Origin of the sequence: Ramlibacter albus, from assembly GCF_014297445.1 — a bacterium.
Taxonomy (GTDB): Bacteria; Pseudomonadota; Gammaproteobacteria; order Burkholderiales; family Burkholderiaceae_C; genus Ramlibacter; species Ramlibacter albus.
In genome coordinates this window covers 207,564-227,985 of sequence record NZ_JACORU010000002.1, presented here as the reverse complement: position 1 = coordinate 227,985, position 20,422 = coordinate 207,564, and the positions used below count along the sequence as shown (strand labels likewise).

Sequence of the window (20,422 nt, the reverse complement as noted above, 5' to 3'; positions counted from 1 at the left end):
GAAGGCGGCGAAGCGAAGCTGGCCGCTGGGCATGCACTGTACCTGTACTTTTGTCTGAGGCCTCACGCATGGACCGCAACGCAGAATCCGCGAACTTTCAACTTCAAGGCAAGGAGGCATCGATGTTGAGCACTGGAAAACTGGCCCTCATCGCGAGTCGCGTCAAGGCCGGCGCGCAGAAACTCGCGGCCGTCACGATCCACACGAAGAGCGTCGACACCCCTCGCGGCCCGCGTGATGGCGCAAAGCCGCCGGTGGAGGACAAGGCATGGACGCCGATCGTCGATCGTTCGTTCAGCGTCATCGACCGCACGCTCGCGATGGTGCCGCAGCTCGCGCCCGGCGAGCGGCAGGCCGCGCCGGACGCCGTGCTCGAGGCAGCGGACCTGCCAAACCCCGCAGGCAAGGCGCGAGCCGTGGTCACGTTCGGGATCAATCCGGACGAATTGACGCGATTCGCGCAGGAGCAGAACCTGCTCTTCGACAACGCGCGCGATGTCAAGGACTTCAGCGGTGAGCGCATCCACGACGTACCGGCGGCCGTCACGGCCCTCACGCCCCGGCTGCCCTTGGGGCATGCGATGGAACCCGCGGAACTCTCGCAGTACGCGGCCAACGGGATGGATGTTGACGCCAATGGCGTCAAGCTCCAGGGCTTCGACTACCTCATGCAGCTGCGGCCGCTGCATCGCACCGCCGACGGCGGCACCACGGGCTGGAACACCCAGCAGGCGCACTTTCACCAAGGCGAGGAGTTCTTCCACGACCAGCGGCTCCTGCATGGCGTGGTTCCGCAAGGGGTCACGGTCGTGCTGTTCCACCCCGGCGGCGCCGAGGTCGCACCGGGCGGCACGTTCGTCGCCATCAAGATCGATCCGCGGGCGGGGCACCAGTTCTGCACGATTCACGACCAGTTGCTCTGGCTGAACCCGGCGCTCCGTAACGCGGTTCGCCAGCCCGGCGCGCTGGACGCGCAGACGGTCATCGCCCTGCACCAGTTCCTCGACAGGCACAAGGTGATCCCCGGCGTAGAGTTCGACGAGCTGACGAAGGCCGACCTTGCGCGCGCATCGGCGCTTGTGGTGTCGAGCCACACGAAGGACGCTGCACCCAGCGGTGAAGAAGGCGAGAACCTCATGGCCAAACAGACCATGGCGATCGCGAACCCCGAGAAATACGGGGCCTTCCTGCCGTGGAGCGACAACGCCGCAGGCGTCCCCAGGGACGGGCGCACCAAATAGTCTGGACGCGGCCGGTCAGGCCGCTTCGCGCAGCGCCCGCTTGCGCTCGTGCTCCTTGAGGAAGCGCTTGCGCAGGCGGATCGACTTCGGCGTGATCTCCACCAGCTCGTCGTCCTCGATGAACTCCACGGCGTACTCCAGCGTCAGCTGGATCGGCGGCGTGATCTTGATCGCGTCTTCCTTGCCGCTCACGCGGAAGTTGGTCAGCTGCTTCATGCGCACCGCGTTGACCACGAGGTCGTTGTCGCGGCTGTGGATGCCGACGATCATGCCCTCGTACACGGGGTCGCCCGCCTTGACGAACATGCGGCCGCGGTCGTCGAGCTTGCCGAGCGCATAGGTCACGATCTCGCCGTCGTCCATCGAGATCAGCACGCCGTTCTTGCGGCTGGCGATCTCGCCCTTGTACGGCTCGTAGCCGTCGAAGATGTTGGACGCCAGGCCCGTGCCGCGCGTGAGGTTGAGGAATTCGTTCTGGAAGCCAATCAGGCCCCGCGCCGGGATGCGGTATTCGAGGCGCACGCGGCCGCGCCCGTCCGGCTCCATGTTCACGAGTTCGCCCTTGCGCTCGCCGAGTGCCTGCATCACGCCGCCCTGGTGGCCTTCCTCGATGTCCACGGTGAGCAGCTCGATCGGCTCGTGGCGCTCGCCGCCGACGTCCTTGAAGACGACGCGCGGCTTGCCGACGGCCAGCTCGTAGCCTTCGCGGCGCATGTTCTCCAGCAGGATCGTGAGGTGCAGTTCACCGCGTCCCGACACTTCGAAGACGCCCTCTTCGTCCGTGTCCTTCACGCGAAGCGCCATGTTGGACTGCAGCTCGCGGTCGAGGCGGTCGCGGACCTGGCGGCTCGTCACGAACTTGCCTTCGCGGCCGGCGAGCGGCGAGGTGTTGACCTGGAAATTCATGGTCAGCGTCGGCTCGTCCACCTTCAGCATGGGCAGCGGCTGCGGATCGAGCGGGTCGGTTATGGTGACGCCCAGGCCGATGTCCTCGATGCCGCTGATCAGCACGATGTGGCCGGCGGACGCGGTCTCGCCCGGCTGCATGGTGTGGCGCTCGAGGCCCTCGAAGGTCATCACGTTGTTGATGCGGCACTTCACCGGCGTCGAATCCGGGCCGGCCATCATCACGACGTCCTGCGGGCTCTTGAGCGTGCCCTGGTTGATGCGGCCCACGCCGATGCGGCCCAGGTAGCTGGAGTAGTCCATGCTGGAGATCTGCAGCTGCAGCGGCGCGTCGGCATCCCCTTCGTGCGGCGGCACGTGCTCCAGCACCGTGTCGAAGAGCGGCGCGAGGTCCTTGCCCCACTGCTCGCCGGGCGTGCCCTCTTCCAGCGACGCCCAGCCGTTCAGGCCGGAGGCATAGACGACCGGGAAGTCGAGCTGGTCCTCGGTGGCGCCGAGCTTGTCGAACAGGTCGAAGGCGGCGTTGATCACGTAGTCGGGGCGCGAGCCCGGGCGGTCCACCTTGTTCACCACCACGATCGGCTTCAGGCCCAGCGCCAGCGCCTTCTTGGTGACGAATCGCGTCTGCGGCATCGGGCCTTCCACGGCGTCGATCAGCAGCACCACGCCGTCCACCATCGACAGCGCGCGCTCCACCTCGCCGCCGAAGTCGGCGTGGCCGGGCGTGTCCACGATGTTGATGTGCGTGCCCTTCCACGACACGGCGCAGTTCTTGGCCAGGATGGTGATGCCGCGCTCGCGCTCGAGGTCGTTGCTGTCCATCACGCGCTCGGCCACCTTCTCGTTCTCGCGGAAGGTGCCGCTCTGGCGCAGCAGCTGGTCCACCAGCGTGGTCTTGCCGTGGTCCACGTGCGCGATGATGGCGATGTTTCGGATCTGGCGGTTCGTCATGTTCTCGTTCCTAGAATCTGCTCGATTTCGGTGGGGGCGAGCAGCCGCCCCGGGATCAGTTCGCCGGCCTTGACGTGGGCCGTGCCGAGGATGGTGTCGGGGCCGAACACGGCCACCTGCTCGTGGTCGGCCCAGTTGCCGCGGCGGCGCATGCCGCTGAGGAACCGGCCCGCGTCTTCCGGCGGCAGCGTGACGCGTTCGTGGTCGGGCAGCAGCGCCTCCACGGGCAGCAGCTTCGCGAGGCGCTCTTCTTCGTTCATCGCTTCCAGCTGCGCCAGCGTCACGCACTGGTCGATCTTGAAAGGGCCGGTGGCGACGCGCCGCAGCGAGACGAGGTGCGCACCGCAACCGATCGCCTCGCCGATGTCTTCACCGAGCGTGCGGATGTAGGTGCCCTTGCTCACCTGCGCCACGAACTTCAGCTCGTCGGCGCCGATTTGCGCGATCGCGAGCGAATGCACGGTGATGTCGCGTGCTTCGCGCTCGACCTCGACGCCGGCGCGCGCGTACTCGTACAGTGCCTTGCCGTCCTTCTTCAAGGCGCTGTGCATCGGTGGCACCTGCTTCATCTCGCCGGTGAATTCCACCGCGAGCGCCGCAAGGTCGATCTGCGCGGGCACATCGCGCCGCTCGATCACCTCGCCTTCGGCATCGCCGGTGGACGTCTTCACGCCCAACTTGGCAACGGCCTCATAAGTCTTGTCCGCATCCAGGTGCAGCTGGCTGAACTTGGTCGCGGCGCCGAAGCAAAGCGGCAGCACGCCCGTGGCCATCGGGTCCAGCGTGCCGGTGTGGCCCGCCTTTTCAGCGCGCAACAGCCACTTGGCCTTCTGCAACGCGTCGTTGCTGGAAAGGCCGAGCGGTTTGTCGAGCAGCAACACCCCATGCACAGGGCGCCGCTGCACCCTGGTGCGTGGCGCGTTCACGGGCTACTCGTCCTTGGAGCGGGAAGAAACCGCCTTGGCGATCAGGGCGTTCATGTCGGCCGCGCGCTCGGTGGTGCGGTCGAACTGGAAATGCAGCGTGGGCACCGTGTGGATGTGCAGGCGCTTGAAGAGGCCGTTGCGCAGGAACCCCGCGGCGTGGTTCAGCGCCTCCTCGCACTCCTGCGGCTCGCCCACGAGCACGCTGAAGAAGACCTTCGCGTGCGCGTAGTCGGGCGTCACCTCCACGGCATTGATCGTGATCATCCCCAGCCGCGGGTCCTTCACCTCGCGAATGAGCTCCGCCAGGTCGCGCTGGATCTGGTCCGCGACCTGGAATGCCCGGTTGGGCTTGGAGCCTCGCTTGGTAGCCATGCGTCAGAGCGTACGAGCCACTTCCTTGACTTCGAAGAATTCGAGCTGGTCGCCTTCCTTGATGTCGTTGTAGTTCTTCAGCTTGATGCCGCACTCGAAGCCTTCCTTGACCTCGCGCACGTCGTCCTTCATCCGCTTGAGCGATTCCAGCTCGCCCGTGTAGATGACCACGTTGTCGCGCAGCAGGCGGAAGTGGCTGCTGCGCGTGACCATGCCGCTGGTGACCATGCAGCCCGCGACCGTGCCGATCTTGGAAGCCACGAACACCGTGCGGATCTCCGCGGAGCCGATGACCTCTTCCTTCTTCTCGGGCGCGAGCATCCCGGACATCGCCGCCTTCAACTCGTCCACGGCGTCGTAGATGATGTTGTAGTAGCGGATGTCGATGCCGTTGTGCTCGGCCAGCTTGCGCGCGCCGGCGTCGGCACGCGTGTTGAAGCCGATGATCACCGCCTTGGAAGCGATCGCGAGGTTGACGTCCGACTCGCTGATGCCGCCGACGGCCGCATAGACCATCTGCACCTTCACCTCGTCGGTCGACAGCTTCAGCAGCGACTGCGCCAGCGCCTCCTGCGAGCCCTGCACGTCCGCCTTGATGATGACCGGCAGCGTCTTGACTTCGCCGGCGGTCATGTCCGAGAACATGTTCTCCAGCTTGGCGGCCTGCTGCTTGGCCAGCTTCGTGTTGCGGAACTTGCCGGCACGGTAGGTGGCGATCTCGCGCGCGCGGCGCTCGTCGGCCATCACCATGAACTCGTCGCCCGCCTGCGGCACCTCGGTCAGGCCCTGGATCTCCACCGGGATGGAGGGACCCGCGTCCTTGATCGTCTTGCCGTTCTCGTCGAGCATGGCGCGCACGCGGCCGTAGGTCTGGCCTGCAAGCACGACGTCGCCGACCTTCAGCGTGCCGGACTGAACCAGCACGGTGGCGACCGGGCCGCGGCCCTTGTCCAGCTGCGCTTCGATCACGAGGCCCTTGGCCATCGCATCCACCGGCGCCTTCAGCTCCAGCACTTCGGCCTGCAGCAGCACCTGCTCCAGCAGCTCGTCGATGCCCTCGCCGGTGCGAGCCGAGACGTTCACGAAGGGCGCGTCGCCGCCGTACTCTTCCGGCACGACTTCCTCGACCACCAGCTCCTGCTTCACCCGCTCGGGGTTGGCTTCGGGCTTGTCGATCTTGTTCACGGCGACCACGATCGGCACGCCGGCTGCCTTCGCGTGCTTCACGGCCTCGCGCGTCTGCGGCATGACACCGTCGTCCGCGGCCACCACCAGGATCACGATGTCCGTCGCCTGCGCGCCGCGGGCGCGCATGGCGGTGAACGCCTCGTGGCCCGGCGTGTCCAGGAACGAGATGACGCCACGCGGCGTTTCCACGTGGTACGCGCCGATGTGCTGCGTGATGCCGCCGGCCTCGCCCGCCGCCACCTTGGCGCGGCGGATGTAGTCCAGCAGCGAGGTCTTGCCGTGGTCGACGTGGCCCATGACGGTGACCACGGGCGCGCGCGGCAGCGCCTCGGCGCTCTGGCCGGACACTTCCTCCTCGGTGAACGCCTCGGGGTCGTCCAGCGCCGCCGTGACGGCCTTGTGGCCCATTTCCTCGACGACGATCATCGCGGTGTCCTGGTCGAGCGACTGGTTGATGGTGACCAGCTGGCCCATCTTCATCAGCGCCTTGATGACCTCGGACGCCTTCACGGCCATCTTGTGCGCGAGCTCGGCGACGGTGATCGTCTCCGGCACGTGCACTTCTATGATGCGGGCTTCCTGCGGCTGCGCCTGCGGCGAGTCGTCGCGGTCGCGGTGGTCCTTGCGGCCGCGCGGGCCACCGCGCCAGTTGTTGCGGCCGACCCCGCCGGACGCATCGCCGCGGGTCTTGATCTCTTTCTTCTTGGCAGGGTCGCCCGCCCAGCTGGAGGACAGCTTGGCCGACTTGACTTCCTTGCCACCGGGGCCGCCGGGTGCCGGGGCGGCCGCGGGCACGCCGGGGCGCGGTGCCTGCGCGGGCGGCTTGTGCAGCGTGCCCTTGACGCCGGGCTTGGCAGGCTCCGCCGCCTTGGCGACGGGCTTGGCTTCTTCCGGCTTCTTGGCGACCAGCACCTTCTTGGGCGCGGCCATCATCGAGCGGATGGCGGCGGCTTCGGCCTCGGCCTTGCGGCGGCGCTCCTGCAGGTCGCGGGCGCGGGCTTCTTCCTCCTCGCGCGTCTTCGCGGCGGCGGCGGCCTTGGCTTCGGCGGCCGCCTTGGCGTCCGCGGCGGCCTTGTCGCGCGCGTCCTGCTGCGCCTTGGCGACAGCCTGCGCGGCTTCGTCGGCCACGGCCTTCGCGCTCACCGGGGCGGCTTGCTCCGCCGGCGTCGCGGCTGCTGCCGCGGCCGCGGCTGCCGCGGCGGCACGCTCGGCCTCGCGCTTGGCTTCGGCTTCGCGCTCGCGGGCCTCGGCTTCCTCGCGCTCGCGGCGCTTGGCGACGAGCTCTTCCTCCTGGCGGCGGATCAGCTCGGCCTGGCGGCGCGCTTCTTCCTCGCGGCGGGCGAGCTCGGCTTCATCGGGGCCGGGTGCGGGCGCGGCGACTTCGGGCGCCTCGACGACAGCGGTGTCGCTGCCCTCGTCGCGCTTGACGAAGGTGCGCTTCTTGCGCACTTCCACCTGGATCGTGCGGGCCTTGCCGGTGGCGTCGGCCTGCTTGATCTCGCTGGTGGACTTCTTGACCAGGGTGATCTTCTTGCGCTCGGGCGTGGCGGTGCCGTGGGCCTGCTGCAGGTAACCCAGCAGCTTCTGCTTGTCGGCGTCCGTGAGCGAGTCGCTCGGCGAGGACTTGGCCACGCCGGCGCTCTTGAGCTGCTCGAGAAGCTGCTCGGTGGATTTCTTGAGTTCGGTGGCGAACTCGGCGACGGTGGTACTGGACATGTGTTTCGTCGTCCTCCCGCTTATTCCTGCGTGGCCGCTGCACCGGTGAACCAGTGTTCGCGCGCCTTCATGATCAGGGCCTTGGCTTCTTCAGCCGTCTGGCCCGTGATCTCGGTCAATTCGTCGAGGGCCAGGTCGGCCAGCTCGTCGCGGGTGTGCACGCCGGCATCGGCGAGCCGTGCAATCAGCTGCGGCGTGAGGCCTTCGAGGTCGCGCAGGTCCTGCGAGACTTCCTCGACGCTCTCCTCGCGCGCGATTTCCATCGTCAGCAGCGCGTCCTTGGCGCGGGCGCGCAGCTCGTTGACGGTGTCCTCGTCGAAGGCCTCGATCTCCAGCATCTCCTGGATGGGCACGTAGGCCACTTCCTCCAGGCTGGTGAAGCCCTCGGAGATCAGGATGTCGGCGATCTCCTCGTCGACGTCCAGCTTCTCCATGAACAGGCCGCGCAGCTTGCTCTGCTCCTCGGCCGTCTTCTGGGCCGACTCGTTGGCGTCCATGATGTTGATCTTCCAGCCCGTGAGCTCGGAAGCCAGGCGAACGTTCTGGCCGCCGCGGCCGATGGCGATGGCGAGGTTCTCCTCGTCCACCACCACGTCCATCGCGTGCTTTTCTTCGTCCACGACGATGGAGGTGACGTTGGCGGGTGCCAACGCGCCGATCACGAACTGCGCCGGGTCCTCGGACCACAGCACGATGTCGACACGCTCGCCGGCGAGTTCGTTGGTGACGGCATTGACGCGCGAGCCGCGCACGCCCACGCAGGTGCCGATGGGGTCGACGCGCTTGTCGTGGGAGATGACGGCGATCTTGGCGCGCGAGCCGGGGTCGCGGGCGCAGCTCTTGATCTCGAGCAAACCCTGTTCGATCTCGGGCACTTCCTGGCGGAACAGCTCGATCATGAACTCGGGGGCCGCGCGCGACAGGATGATCGGCGCGCCGCGCAGCGTGAGGTCCACTTCCATGATCATGGCGCGGACGCGGTCGCCGTTGCGCAGGTTCTCCTTGGGGATCATCTCGCTGCGGCGCAGGCGCCCCTCGACGCGGCCGCTCTCGACGATGATGTCGCCCTTGTCCATGCGCTTGACGGTGCCCACGAAGATCTTGTCGCCGCGCGACATGAAGTCGTTCAGCAGCATCTCGCGCTCGGCGTCTCGGATCTTCTGCAGGATGACCTGCTTGGCGGCCATGGCGCCGATGCGGCCGATGGGCAGCGACTCCACGCCTTCTTCGATGTATTCGCCTTCTTCGACGTCCGGCACGCGGTCGCGTGCGTCCATCAGCAGCTCCTCGGCGTCGGGATTCTGCAGGCCGGCCTCGTCGGGCACGACCAGCCAGCGGCGGAAGGTTTCGTAGTCGCCGCTTTCGCGGTCGATGGCCACGCGGATGTCGACCTCGCCCTGGTACAGCTTCTTCGTCGCTTGCGCGAGCGCGGCTTCCACGGCGCCGAAGACCACGTCGCGCTCGACGTTCTTCTCGCGGGAAATCGCATCCACCAGCATCAACAGTTCGCGGTTCATCTCACTCTCCAGCAACTGACTTGGTCTTTCGACCTTTGAAATCTACGATCGGCGCCAGGCGGGCTTCCTTCAGCTCGTCCAGCGTGAACCCGAGCGCCTGCAGCGGCACGGGCTCCTTCTTCTTCTTCGAGACCCGCACGCCCGGCTGCGGCGGCGGCTCGTCGCTCCACACGACCTGCCAGCCGGCGTCGGTGCGCTCCAGCGTGCCGCGGTACTTGCGGCGGTTGGCCACGAGCGGCGCCTTCAGCGTGATGTCGACCAGCTCGCCCTCGAAGCGCTCGAAGTCCTTCTCACCCTTGAGCGGCCGGTCGATGCCCGGCGACGACACCTCGAGGCGCTTGTAGTCCACGCCTTCGACTTCCAGCGTGTACTGCAGCTGGCGCGTGACGCGCTCGCAGTCCTCGACATTGACGTATTTCTCTTCGCCGCCTTCGTCCCACGGCATGTCGATCGTCACGCGCAAAGTGCCCCCTGCAGAGCGTTCGATCTCCACGAGTTCGTAACCGAGACCGGTCACGGTTTGTTCGACGATGTCTTGCAGGGCCACGGGCTTGAGGCGATCAACCAAAAAAAACGGGCGGTTGGTACCCGCCCGTTTGGTCGTGAAGCAAGTATTGTACCCCTCAAAAAGGGCCCTTGCAACGCGGTGTATCGGGAAAAACCTAGGCTGCCGCGGCGATGAGCGTGCGGGTGTAGTCGGTTTTCGGGGCTTCGAGCACCTGCTCCACCGGGCCGGCCTCCAGCACTTCGCCGTCCTTCATGACGAGCACTTCGTGGGCCATGGCACGGATGACGTCCACGTCGTGGGTGATCAGCAGGTAGCTCAGGCCTTTCTCACGTTGGAGCCTTTGCAGCAGTTTCAAGACCTGTTTCTGGATCGTCACGTCCAGCGCGCTGGTCGGCTCGTCCAGCACGAGCACCTGCGGCTGGACGATGAGAGCCCGGGCAATTGCCAGCCTCTGCCGTTGGCCGCCGGAGAACTCGTGCGGGTAGCGGCCGAGCAGGCCGGGGAACTGGGCTTCGGTGAGGCCGACTTCGGCCAGCACTTGCACGACGCGCTCCCTGCGGGCGGCTTCCGAGAGCCCGGGTTCGTGAACGAGAAGTCCCTCGCCCACGATCTCGTCCACCGTCATGCGCGGCGACAGCGACGAGAACGGGTCCTGGAACACGACCTGCACCAGCCGGCGCATGGCCTTGTTGCCCGCCGTGTCGGTGCCCCAGCGGCTGCCCACCACGTCCAGCTCGCCCTGGTGCGGGATGAGGCCGAGCCCGGCCAGGGCCAGCGTCGACTTGCCCGAGCCGGACTCGCCCACCACGCCCAGCGTGCGGCCGGGCGGCACGCTGAATGCGGCGCCCTTCACCGCGACGAACTCGCCCTTGCGGAACCAGCCGCGAATGCCGGGGAGGCCGATGGGGTAGGAAACACGCATCGCCTCGGCCTTCATGACAGGCGGTGCGGCCACCGGCCCCTCTTCCACGTCGCGCTCGGGCCGGCTGTCGATGAGCTTGCGCGTGTAGGCATGCTGCGGGTTCGCGAAGACGTCGGCAACCGGGCCCTGCTCGACGAGGTAGCCGTTCTCCATCACCGCGATGCGGTCGGCGAAGCGGCGCACGAGGTTGAGGTCGTGCGTGATCAGCAGGATGGCCATGCCGGTCTGCCGCTGCAGGTCCGCGAGCAGGTCGAGGATCTGCAGGCGCAGCGTGACGTCGAGGGCCGTCGTGGGCTCGTCCGCGAGCAGCAGCTTGGGCCGGCATGCGAGCGCCATGGCGATCATCGCGCGCTGGCGCTGCCCGCCGGAGAGCTGGTGCGGGAAGGACTGCGCGCGGCGCTGCGGGTCGGGGATGCCCGTCGCGGCGAGCGCCTCCACCGCGCCCTCCCACGCCTGCCGCTTGGTCAGGCCCTGCTTGACCTCCAGCACTTCCGCCACCTGGTCGCCGACGGTGTACAGCGGGTTCAGCGCCGTCATCGGCTCCTGGAAGATCATCGCGATGTCGCGGCCGCGTACGTCCAGCAAGCGCTTCTCGTCCAGCTTGAGCAGGTCGACCGGCTCACCGTCCTGGAAGACCGCACTGCCCTTCACCGTGGCATTGGGTACCAGGCGCAGCAGGCTCAACGCCGTCACGGTCTTGCCGGAACCCGACTCGCCCACGAGCGCGAACTTCTCGTGCGGCGCGATGCTGAAGTCGACGCCGTGCACGACCTCCTTGCCGGCGAAAGCCACGCGCAGGCCGCGAACTTCAAGCAGCTTCTCGCTCATTGATCAGCTTTCCGCGGGTCGAGTGCATCGCGCAGTGCATCGCCCATGAACGTGAGCAGCAGCAGGGTCACGACGAGCATGACGAACGTGCTCACCACGATCCACCACGCATCCAGGTTCGCCTTGCCCTGGTTGAGCAGTTCGCCCAGCGACGGCGTGCCCGGCGGCACGCCCAGGCCCAGGAAGTCCAGGGCCGTCAATGCGAGGATCGCGGCGCTCATCTCGAACGGCAGGAACGTGACCACGGGCGTCATGCTGTTGGGCAGGATGTGGCGGCGGATGATCCGCCAGTTGCCGACGCCCAGCGCGCGTGCGCCTCGCACGTAGTCCATCTGCCGGTTGCGCAGGAACTCGGCGCGCATGTACTGCGACAGCCCCATCCACGTGAACAGGCTCAGCAGCACGATCAGGAGCGGCACGCTCGGCGTGAAGATGGAGCTGAAGATGATCAGCAGGTACAGCTCCGGCATCGAGCCCCAGATCTCGGTGAAGCGCTGCAGCGCCAGGTCGGTTCGCCCGCCGAAGTAGCCCTGCACCGCGCCCGCCGCGATGCCGACGACGACGCCGATCACCGTCAGGGCAAGCCCGAAGAGCGCGCTCACGCGGAAGCCGTAGATCAGCGCCGCGAGCAGGTCGCGCCCGCGCTCGTCGGTGCCCAGCCAGTTGTCGACCGACGGCGGCGCGGGGTTCGGCAGTTTCGCGTAGTAGTTCAGCGTCTCCGGCCCGTACGGGTTCGGCGCCCAGATCGCCCAGTTGCCGCCCTCGTGGAATTTGCCGCGGATGTACGGGTCGAGGTAGTCCGTGGGCGTCTCGAAGTCGCCGCCGAACGTCTTCTCGGGGTACGACTTGAACAGCGGAAAGTAGTAGCTGCCGTTGTAGTGCACCACGTACGGCTTGTCGTTGGAGATCAGCTCGGCGCCCAGGCTCAGGACGAACAGCACCGTGAACGCCACGAGGCTGTAGAACCCCAGCTTGTTGCGCCGGAAGCGCCCCCACGCGCGGCGGCCGGGGCTCAGGTGCTCAATCGAACTTGACACGTGGATCCACCCAGACATAGGCGAGGTCGCTGATCAGCTTGGTCACCAGGCCGATCAGCGTGAAGAAGTAGAGCGTGCCCATCACGACGGGGTAGTCGCGGCGGATCACGCTTTCGTAGCTGAGCAGGCCCAGGCCGTCGAGCGAGAACAGCGTCTCGATCAGCAGCGAGCCGGCGAAGAAGGCGCCGATGAAGGCCGAGGGGAAGCCCGTCACGATCGGGATCAGCGCGTTGCGGAACACGTGCTTCCAAAGCACGCGCCGCTCCGCGAGCCCCTTGGCGCGCGCGGTCAGCACGTATTGCTTGCGGATTTCCTCGAGGAAGGAGTTCTTGGTGAGCATCGTCGTCACGGCGAAGCTGCCGATCACCATGGCGAATACGGGCAACGTGATGTGCCAGAGGTAGTCCGCGATGCGCGCGCCCCAGCCCAGCTCGCTCCAGTTGGCGGACGTGAGGCCGCGCAATGGGAACCACTGCAGCTGGCCGCCGAACACCACGAGCAGCAGCACGCCCAGCACGAAGCCGGGGATGGCGTAGCCGAGCAGCACGATGAGCGTCGTGACGAAATCGAAGCGCGTGCCGGCGCGCACCGCCTTGGCCACACCGAGCGGCACGGCCACGAAGTAGCTGATGAAGAAGGTCCACAGCCCCAGGCTCACCGACACCGGCAGCTTCTCGACGATCAGCTGCCACACCGACTTGTTCTGGAAGAAGCTGCGACCGAGGTCGAAGGTGGCGAAGTCGCCGACCATCTTGAGGAAGCGCTCGGGCGCCGGCTTGTCGAAGCCATACAGCTTCTTGATCTCCGCGATCTTCTTCGCGTCGACGCCCTGCCCGCCCCTGTAGCCGCCGACCTCGCCACCGGCCCCCGCGCCCGCCCCGCGGCGCGACTCGGCGATGTACTGTTCCACCGGCCCACCGGGCACGAACTGCGTCACGACGAAGGTGATGAACAGCACCCCCAGCAGCGTGGGCAGCATGAGGAGCAGGCGCTTGACGATGTAGGCGAACATGGCGGGGTCAGTGTGTGCGCGGCGGGTTGCGCGTCCACCAGGTGAAGATCGGCCAGTCCATGTAGGCGATGCCTTCGGGCGGATACGGCGGCACCATGGCCGGCCGCTCGAGCCGCCAGTGGTTGTAGGCCACGCGGTTCTCGCGGTTCGTCCACGCCGGCACCATGTAGTGGCCATGCGCCACCACGCGGTCCAGCGCGCGGCAGGCGGCGAGGAATTCGTCGCGTGAATTGGCGCCGGTCACCTTGGCGATGAGCGCGTCGATCGCCGGGCTCTTCACGCCGACCCAGTTGCTGGAGCCCACCGTGTCGGCGGCCTTGCTGCCGAAGATCTGCCCGTACTCGGCACCCGGGAAGTGCGTGCCGGGAAAGTTGATGCTGATCATCTCGAACTGGAAATTGTCGAGCCGCTCCTGGTACAGCGCGAAGTCGACGTCGCGCACCACCATTTCGATGCCGAGCTTTTCCAGCGAGCGCCGCCAGCCTGCGGTGAGCGAGGCGCCCTTCCCTTCGCTGGTCTCGAGGTACTCGATGGTGAGCGGCTCGCCTTTCGCGTTGCGCAGCTGCCCGTCCTTGAGCTTCCAGCCCGCCTGCTCCAGCAGCGCACGGGCCTTGCGCAGGTTCTCGCGCAGCGACCCCGGCGGGTCGGTGTTGGGCGGCACGGCCATCGGCCCGAAGGTGTCCGGGTGCAGCTCGGCGCGGTAAGGCGCCATCAGCGCCACCTCGGCCGGCGACGGCAGGCCGTTGGCCTCGCAGTCGGTGTTGCCGAACAGGCCCTTGACGCGGGTGTACGAGCCGCGAAAGAGCATCCGGTTCATCCACTCGTAGTCCATGGCCAGCTCGATGGCCATGCGCACCCGGCGGTCCTTGAACTTGTCCAGCCGCGTGTTGAACAGGTAGCTCTGGAAGCCGTCGGGCCGCCGGTGGCGAAAAGGCGACTTGATGACCTCGCCGCTTTCGATGCGCTTGCCATTGAGCCTGCGCGTCCAGTCGCCCGCCGAGTAGAACTCCATGAGGTCGAACTCGCCCGCCTTCAACGCCTCCAGCTGCGCCGTGTTGTCGCGATAGATGCGGATGGTGATGCGGTCGAAGTTGGCCATGCCGCGGCGCACCGCCAGGTCCTTCGCCCAGTAGCCGGGGTCGCGGACGTAGGTCACGTCCTTGCCGAGCTCCATCGGCCCGAGCCGGTACGGCCCCGTCGCGATGGGGATGTCCGTGATCACGTTGTCGAAGGTCTTGCCGGCACCCCACTTCGCGCTGAACACGGGGATGCCGCCCACCACCAGCGGCAACTGGCGGTCGGGCACCTTGAAGCGGAAGCGCACGGTGCGCTCGTCCACCACGTCGCAGCCGGCCACGTCCGCGTAGAGCGTGGCGAAGCCCGGCGCCGCGTACTTGGAGATGAGCGTCTCGTAGCTGTGCTTCACGTCGGAGGCGCGCACCGGGTCGCCGTTGTGGAACCGCGCGGCCGGGTTGATGCGGAAGGTGGCGGAGCGGCGATCCGGCGCGACCTGCACGTCCTCGGCCAGCAGGCCGTAGGCCACGCCCACCTCATCCATCGAGCCGGTGAGCAGGCTTTCGAACAGCAGGTCCGCCAGGAACGTCGGCTCGCGGCCTTTCAACGTGAACGGGTTGTACTTGTCGAAGTTGGACACGCGGGACGCCGAGATGAGGCGAAGCTCGCCGCCCTTGGGCGCATTGGGGTTCACGTACTCGAAGTGCGTGAAGCCCGGCTTGTACTTGAACTCGTCCCAAACGCCATAGGCCGGCGCCGCGGCGCACACACCGCATGCCAACGACATGACCAACGACAGCATTGCCCGCATGCGACAATTCTGCCGAGTTTTTCCAGAGCAAAGAGACCATGGGCTTCCTCACCGGCAAGAAATTCCTGATCACGGGCGTGCTTTCCAACCGCTCCATCGCCTACGGCATCGCGCAGGCCTGCAAGGAGCAAGGCGCCGAGCTGGCGTTCAGCTACGTGGGCGAGCGCTTCAAGGACCGCATCACGGAATTCGCCGCCGACTTCGGCTCCAACCTCGTGTTCGACTGCGACGTGGGTGACGATGCGCAGATCGAGAAGCTCTTCCGTGACCTCTCGGCCACGTGGCCCAAGTTCGACGGGTTCGTGCACAGCATCGGCTTCGCACCGCGCGAGGCGATTGCTGGCGACTTCCTGGAGGGTCTGTCGCGCGAGAACTTCCGCATCGCGCACGACATCAGCGCGTACAGCTTCCCGGCCATGGCCAAGGCATCGTTGCCCTACCTCAACGAGAAGGCTGCGCTGCTCACGCTGACGTACCTGGGCGCCATGCGCCTCGTGCCCAACTACAACACGATGGGCCTGGCCAAGGCTTCGCTCGAGGCGTCGGTGCGCTACCTTGCCGGTTCGTTGGGTCCCAAGGGCATCCGCGTTAACGGCATCAGTGCCGGCCCGATCAAGACGCTGGCGGCCAGCGGCATCAAGGACTTCGGCAAGCTGCTGTCGATCGTTGCGAGCGCCGCCCCGCTGCGCCGCAACGTGACGATCCAGGACGTGGGCAACGTGGCTGCGTTCCTGCTGAGCGACCTTGCCTCCGGGGTCACGGCCGAGATCACTTATGTCGACGGTGGTTTCAGCCAGACGGCAATCGCCGTCGACGACCAGCCCTAAGCCCCACGGAAAAGGTGCGCGAAGCTGCGGCTGACCTCGAGCACTTCGGGGTGGCCGTTGATGTGCACGCGCTGGCGGCCCGTGTCGTCGCGCACGACTGAAGCGATCGCCGCGAGGTTCACCACCGTCGAGCGGTGGATCTGCCAGAACTGCTGGGCGTCGAGCTGCGGCACGAGCTCGCGGATCGGCGTGCGGATGAAAGCCTCCAGCTCCTTCGTCTGCACCCGCGTGTACTTCTCGTCGGAGCGAAAGAAGAGCACATCGTTGACGTCGATCAACCTCGTGGTCGACCCGCTCGCCGCCTGGATCCAGCGCAGCGGCTCGCGCCGGGCCCCGCCTTCCAGGCCTTGCTGCATCTTCATCAGCTTCGCGAGCAGTTCGTCGACGGCCGCGTCATCGGCGGGCTTCGCCTGGTGCGCGGCAACGCGCGCCTGCAAGCGTTGCGCGGTCTGCGCGAGGCGCTGGGCTTCCACGGGCTTGAGCAGGTAGTCCAGGGCGCCCTGTTCGAAGGCCGCGATGGCGTACTCGTCATACGCGGTCACGAAGACGATCTCGCCGCGCCAGTCCGGCAGCGCGACGATCTCGCGCGCCGCCTCGATGCCCGTCATGCCGGGCATGCGGATGTCGAGGAACACGACGTCGGGCCGGTGCTGGTCCGCCAGCTCCAGCGCCTCGGCGCCGTTCGCGGCTTCGGCCACGATCTGCAGGTCCGGCCACACGGACGCGAGGCGCGTCTTGAGCTGCTCTCGCAAGAGGCGCTCGTCATCCGCAATCACCGCACGCAAACTCAAGCCGGTTTCCCTTCCGCAGCAGGTTCGTCTTCCACGGCCGCTTTATACGGCACGCCGATGCGCACCGTCGTGCCCTCGCCGTCGTCCGACACCAGCGTGAAGCGCGCCTTCCCGCGGTACAGCACGGCCAGCCGCTCGCGGATGTTCTGCAGCCCGATGCCGGTGCCCTTGGGGGGCGCGTCCAGGCCGTCGATCTTGTCGATGCCCACGCCGGTGTCCTTCACCTCGACCCACAGCAGCCCGTTGGCGACCTTGGCGGAGACGGCCACCTTGCCGCCTTCGGGCTTGGGCTCGATGCCGTGCTTGATGGCGTTTTCCACCAGCGACTGCAGCATCATGGGCGGGAACTCGGCGCTCTCCAGCCCGTCCGGCACGTCCACCGACACCTCCAGCCGCTCCTCGACGCGCATCTTGATCAGCTCGAGGTAGCTGCGGATCAGCCGCATCTCCCGCCCCAGCGTGGACGACTCCTGCCGCATCTGGGGCAGCGCCCCGCGCAGGTACGTGATGAGCTGTTTCTGCATCTGGCTGGCGCGCGCCGGGTCCGTCTCGATCAGGTAGTCCACCGCGGCCAGCGTGTTGAACAGGAAGTGCGGCTCCACCTGGGCCTGCAACACCTGCAGCTTCGCCTGCGCCAGCTGGCGCTCCATGGTCTCGCGTTCGGCGGTGTCGACCGCCTTCTGCACCTTCGCGTCCGCCTGCGCCACCTTGCGCACGACGATCTTCGCGGCCACGAGGTAGGCGAAGACGAGGACCAGCGCCGCGCTGAACAGGTCGCCGATCACGCCGCGCCAGGTGACCACCTTGCGGTTCACGAGGCGGATATCGGGCTTCTCGTCCTCGTCGTCATCGTCCGCCCGCGGGTTGGGATTGGGGTTGGGGTTCGCATCCGGGCGCGCGTCGGGCGGCGCGGCGGACGCCGGCGTCGCGGGCGAGCCGGGCTGCGTGGGCGGCTTGACGGCGTGAATGCCGTCCGGCCCGATCCGGATCGTCTTGCCGTCCACCACCACCGTCACGGTCTCGCCATGCTTGGCCGGCACCGGCACCTTCACCTTGTCGTGGTGCAGGCTGAGCATGCTGCCGAGGATGGCGAAAGCCACCAGCACCACGAGGAACAGGAACACGAGCCGGCCCCAGGATGCCTGCGCGGCCCAGCCGGCCACCTGGTTGTTCAGGCGAACCAGCCAGTCCAGCAGCGGGCCGCGGTTCGACGCCTGGCTGTCGGGAAAGCTCATTGGGAGAGGTTAACGGTTTTCACGGTGGCGGCATTCACGGCGACCGCAGCCGGCTGCGCGGCGCGCTGGGCCGTCACCACGATCGTCGGCAGCGCCACGACTTCCACTTGCCGAGGGGCTTGGTAGCCGTTGCCCGGGCCGGCCGTGGCGATGATGGCGGCATAAGCGGTGGCCGCGGCGGCGGCCAGGACGAAGCGGAGGGTGGTTTGCGTGGCGGTCATGTCGTTCATTCCTTGTGCGATGGAACGAACTCTAGGGACCGGGCCGCCGCACCGCAGCCGGGCTGCGACAGCCCGCAAAACCGCGCGATGAACTGCATCCAGCCGGAATGAACGGCAGCCGCCTCAGCCCTTCACGCAGTCCGCGAAGTACCGGATCTTGCCGTCCGCGCCCGTTTCCTCCACCAGCCCGTGGATGTCCGTCTCGAAACCCGGGCACTCGGCGTTGAACGCCCGCGAGAACTTCAGGTACTCCACGATCCGCTTGTTGAACACCTCGCCCGGGATCAGCAGCGGGATGCCCGGCGGGTACGGCGTCACCAGGCTCGTGGTCACCCGGCCCTCGAGGTCGTCGATCTCCACCCGCTCGGTCTTGCGGTGAGCGATGTACGCGAAGGCGTCGCTCGGCTTCATGGCCGGCTGCAGGTCCGACAGGTAGATGTCCGTGGACAGCCGCGCGATGTCGTACTTCGCGTACAGCTCGTGCACGTACTGGCACAGGTCCGCCAGCCCCATGCGTTCGTAGCGCGGGAACTTCTGGCAGAACTCCGGCAGGATCCGCCACATCGGCTGGTTCTTGGCGTAGTCGTCCTTGAACTGCTGCAAGGCCGTGAGCAGCGTGTTCCAGCGGCCCTTGGTGATGCCGATGGTGAACATGATGAAGAAGCTGTACAGCCCCGTCTTCTCCACGATCACGCCGTGCTCCGCCAGGAACTTCGTGACGATGGAGGCCGGGATGCCGGTCTTCGCGAACTTGCCGTTCAGGTCCAGCCCGGGCGTGACCACGGTGGACTTGATCGGGTCCAGCATGTTGAAGCCCTCGGCCAGGTTGCCGAAGCCGTGCCACTTGGCCGAGCGCGATTCGCCCTTGATGATCCAGTCGTCCGCGCGGCCGATGCCCTCCTCGGCCAGCTTGTCCGGGCCCCAGACCTTGAACCACCAGTCCTTGCCGTACTCGGCGTCGACCTTGCGCATCGCACGGCGGAAGTCCAGCGCCTCCATGATCGACTCTTCCACCAGCGCGGTGCCGCCGGGCGGCTCCATCATCGCGGCCGCCACGTCGCAGCTCGCGATGATCGAGTACTGCGGGCTGGTGGACGTGTGCATCAGGAACGACTCGTTGAACAGGTGCCGGTCCAGCTTGTTGTCCTCGGCGTCCTGCACCAGCACGTGGCTGGCCTGGCTGATGCCGGCCAGCAGCTTGTGGATGGACTGCGTGGCGTAGACCAGCGAGTGCTTGGGCCGCGCGCGCTTCTTGCCCATGGCGTGGAAGCTGCCGTAGAACGGGTGGAAGGCCGCATGCGGCAGCCAGGCCTCGTCGAAGTGCAGCGCCTCGACATAGCCATCGAGCTGCTTCTTGATCGTCTCGGTGTTGTAGAGGACGCCGTCGTAGGTGCTCTGCGTGAGGGTCACGATGCGCGGCTTGACCACCTCGGGGTCCACACCCGCCAGCAGCGGGTTGGCGCGCATCTTGGCCTTGATCGCCTCCTGCGAGAACTCGCTTTGCGGGATCGGCCCGATGATGCCGAAGTGGTTGCGCGTCGGCTTCAGGAACACGGGGATCGCCCCGGTCATGATGATCGAGTGCAGGATGGACTTGTGGCAGTTGCGGTCCACCACCACCACGTCGCCCGGCGCCACTTCGTGGTGCCACACCATCTTGTTGGACGTGGACGTGCCGTTGGTGACGAAGAAGCAGTGGTCGGCGTTGAAGATGCGCGCCGCGTTGCGCTCGCTCGCGGCCACCGGGCCCGTGTGGTCCAGCAACTGGCCGAGTTCATCGACGGCGTTGCACACGTCGGCGCGCAGCATGTTCTCGCCGAAGAACTGGTGGAACATCTGCCCCACCGGGCTCTTGAGGAACGCCACGCCGCCCGAATGGCCGGGGCAGTGCCACGAGTACGAGCCGTCCTCGGCGTAATCGAGCAGCGCCTTGAAGAACGGCGGCTGGATGCCTTCGAGGTACGACTTGGCTTCCCGGATGATGTGCCGCGCCATGAACTCCGGCGTGTCCTCGTACATGTGGATGAAGCCGTGCAGCTCCCGCAGCACGTCGTTCGGCAGGTGGCGCGAGGTCTTGGTCTCGCCGTAGATGTAGATCGGCACGTCGGCGTTCTTGAACCGCACTTCGGCGATGAAGTTGCGCAGGTTCAGCACGGCGGGGTCCAGGTCCGGGCCCGGCGTGAACTCCTCGTCGTCGATCGACAGGATGAAGGCGCTGGCGCGGCTTTGCTGCTGCGCGAACTGCGACAGGTCGCCGTAGCTCGTGGCGCCCAGCACCTCGAAGCCCTCGGCCTCGATGGCCTGCGCGAGCGCGCGGATGCCCAGGCCCGAGGTGTTCTCGGAGCGGTAGTCTTCGTCGATGATGACGATGGGAAAGCGAAACTTCATGGCGCGCAAGT

General features: G+C 67.0%; 16 protein-coding genes. 2 read left to right on the top strand and 14 right to left on the bottom strand.

What is annotated here, in order from left to right; translation table 11 throughout:
- The first annotated feature begins 122 nt into the window (after nt 1-122).
- Complete coding sequence (locus H8R02_RS07865; protein WP_187080834.1) at nt 123-1,241, top strand: hypothetical protein; 1,119 nt, start codon at nt 123-125, stop codon at nt 1,239-1,241.
- Between the two features lie 15 nt (nt 1,242-1,256).
- Here H8R02_RS07865 and typA read toward each other — a convergent pair whose 3' ends face one another.
- The 10 genes from typA to H8R02_RS07815 form a co-directional block, all read right to left on the bottom strand.
- Nucleotides 1,257-3,098, bottom strand: a complete 1,842-nt coding sequence (gene typA / locus H8R02_RS07860) for a translational GTPase TypA (RefSeq protein WP_187080833.1) — start codon at nt 3,096-3,098, stop codon at nt 1,257-1,259.
- Nucleotides 3,095-4,024: a tRNA pseudouridine(55) synthase TruB gene (gene truB / locus H8R02_RS07855; RefSeq protein ID WP_187080832.1), complete on the bottom strand. Its 930-nt coding sequence runs from the start codon at nt 4,022-4,024 to the stop codon at nt 3,095-3,097. Before truB ends, typA begins: the two co-directional genes overlap by 4 nt.
- A 3-nt stretch (nt 4,025-4,027) precedes the next feature.
- Nucleotides 4,028-4,396 (bottom strand): 30S ribosome-binding factor RbfA, encoded by a 369-nt coding sequence (gene rbfA / locus H8R02_RS07850; protein WP_187080831.1) that lies wholly within the window; start codon nt 4,394-4,396, stop codon nt 4,028-4,030.
- 3 nt (nt 4,397-4,399) lie between these two features.
- On the bottom strand, nt 4,400-7,300 hold the full coding sequence (infB, locus tag H8R02_RS07845; RefSeq protein ID WP_187080830.1) for a translation initiation factor IF-2: 2,901 nt from the start codon (nt 7,298-7,300) through the stop codon (nt 4,400-4,402).
- A gap of 20 nt (nt 7,301-7,320) precedes the next feature.
- Nucleotides 7,321-8,817, bottom strand: coding sequence for a transcription termination factor NusA (nusA, locus tag H8R02_RS07840; RefSeq protein ID WP_187080829.1), 1,497 nt, complete (start codon nt 8,815-8,817; stop codon nt 7,321-7,323).
- A 1-nt stretch (nt 8,818) separates the two neighbouring features.
- Complete coding sequence (gene rimP / locus H8R02_RS07835) at nt 8,819-9,364, bottom strand: ribosome maturation factor RimP (RefSeq protein ID WP_187080828.1); 546 nt, start codon at nt 9,362-9,364, stop codon at nt 8,819-8,821.
- Nucleotides 9,365-9,479: 115 nt separating this feature from the next.
- Entirely contained in the window at nt 9,480-11,075 is a 1,596-nt protein-coding gene (locus H8R02_RS07830; RefSeq protein WP_187080827.1) for an ABC transporter ATP-binding protein, read from the bottom strand.
- Nucleotides 11,072-12,112 carry an ABC transporter permease gene (locus tag H8R02_RS07825; protein ID WP_435531266.1) on the bottom strand — a complete coding sequence of 347 codons (1,041 nt, stop codon included), beginning with the start codon at nt 12,110-12,112 and terminating at the stop codon, nt 11,072-11,074. The genes H8R02_RS07830 and H8R02_RS07825 overlap by 4 nt, the downstream gene beginning before the upstream one ends.
- Entirely contained in the window at nt 12,096-13,124 is a 1,029-nt protein-coding gene (locus H8R02_RS07820; RefSeq protein WP_187080825.1) for an ABC transporter permease subunit, read from the bottom strand. Before H8R02_RS07820 ends, H8R02_RS07825 begins: the two co-directional genes overlap by 17 nt.
- Before the next feature lie 7 nt (nt 13,125-13,131).
- Nucleotides 13,132-14,949, bottom strand: a complete 1,818-nt coding sequence (locus H8R02_RS07815) for an extracellular solute-binding protein (RefSeq protein ID WP_187080824.1) — start codon at nt 14,947-14,949, stop codon at nt 13,132-13,134.
- A gap of 38 nt (nt 14,950-14,987) precedes the next feature.
- On the opposite strand from H8R02_RS07815, the gene fabI reads away from it, so the two are divergent.
- Nucleotides 14,988-15,776, top strand: a complete 789-nt coding sequence (gene fabI / locus H8R02_RS07810; RefSeq protein ID WP_187080823.1) for an enoyl-ACP reductase FabI — start codon at nt 14,988-14,990, stop codon at nt 15,774-15,776.
- Here the strand turns inward: fabI and H8R02_RS07805 are convergent.
- From H8R02_RS07805 to H8R02_RS07790, 4 genes are all read right to left on the bottom strand, one after another.
- The gene (locus tag H8R02_RS07805) at nt 15,773-16,567 is read right to left on the bottom strand and encodes a LytR/AlgR family response regulator transcription factor (protein ID WP_187080822.1); all 795 of its coding nucleotides are present in this window, start codon (nt 16,565-16,567) and stop codon (nt 15,773-15,775) included. The genes fabI and H8R02_RS07805 overlap by 4 nt on opposite strands.
- The gene (locus tag H8R02_RS07800; RefSeq protein WP_187080821.1) at nt 16,564-17,802 is read right to left on the bottom strand and encodes a sensor histidine kinase; all 1,239 of its coding nucleotides are present in this window, start codon (nt 17,800-17,802) and stop codon (nt 16,564-16,566) included. The genes H8R02_RS07805 and H8R02_RS07800 overlap by 4 nt, the downstream gene beginning before the upstream one ends.
- The gene (locus H8R02_RS07795; protein ID WP_187080820.1) at nt 17,799-18,023 is read right to left on the bottom strand and encodes a hypothetical protein; all 225 of its coding nucleotides are present in this window, start codon (nt 18,021-18,023) and stop codon (nt 17,799-17,801) included. Before H8R02_RS07795 ends, H8R02_RS07800 begins: the two co-directional genes overlap by 4 nt.
- Before the next feature lie 123 nt (nt 18,024-18,146).
- Entirely contained in the window at nt 18,147-20,411 is a 2,265-nt protein-coding gene (locus H8R02_RS07790) for an arginine/lysine/ornithine decarboxylase (RefSeq protein ID WP_187080819.1), read from the bottom strand.
- Nucleotides 20,412-20,422: the final 11 nt, after the last annotated feature.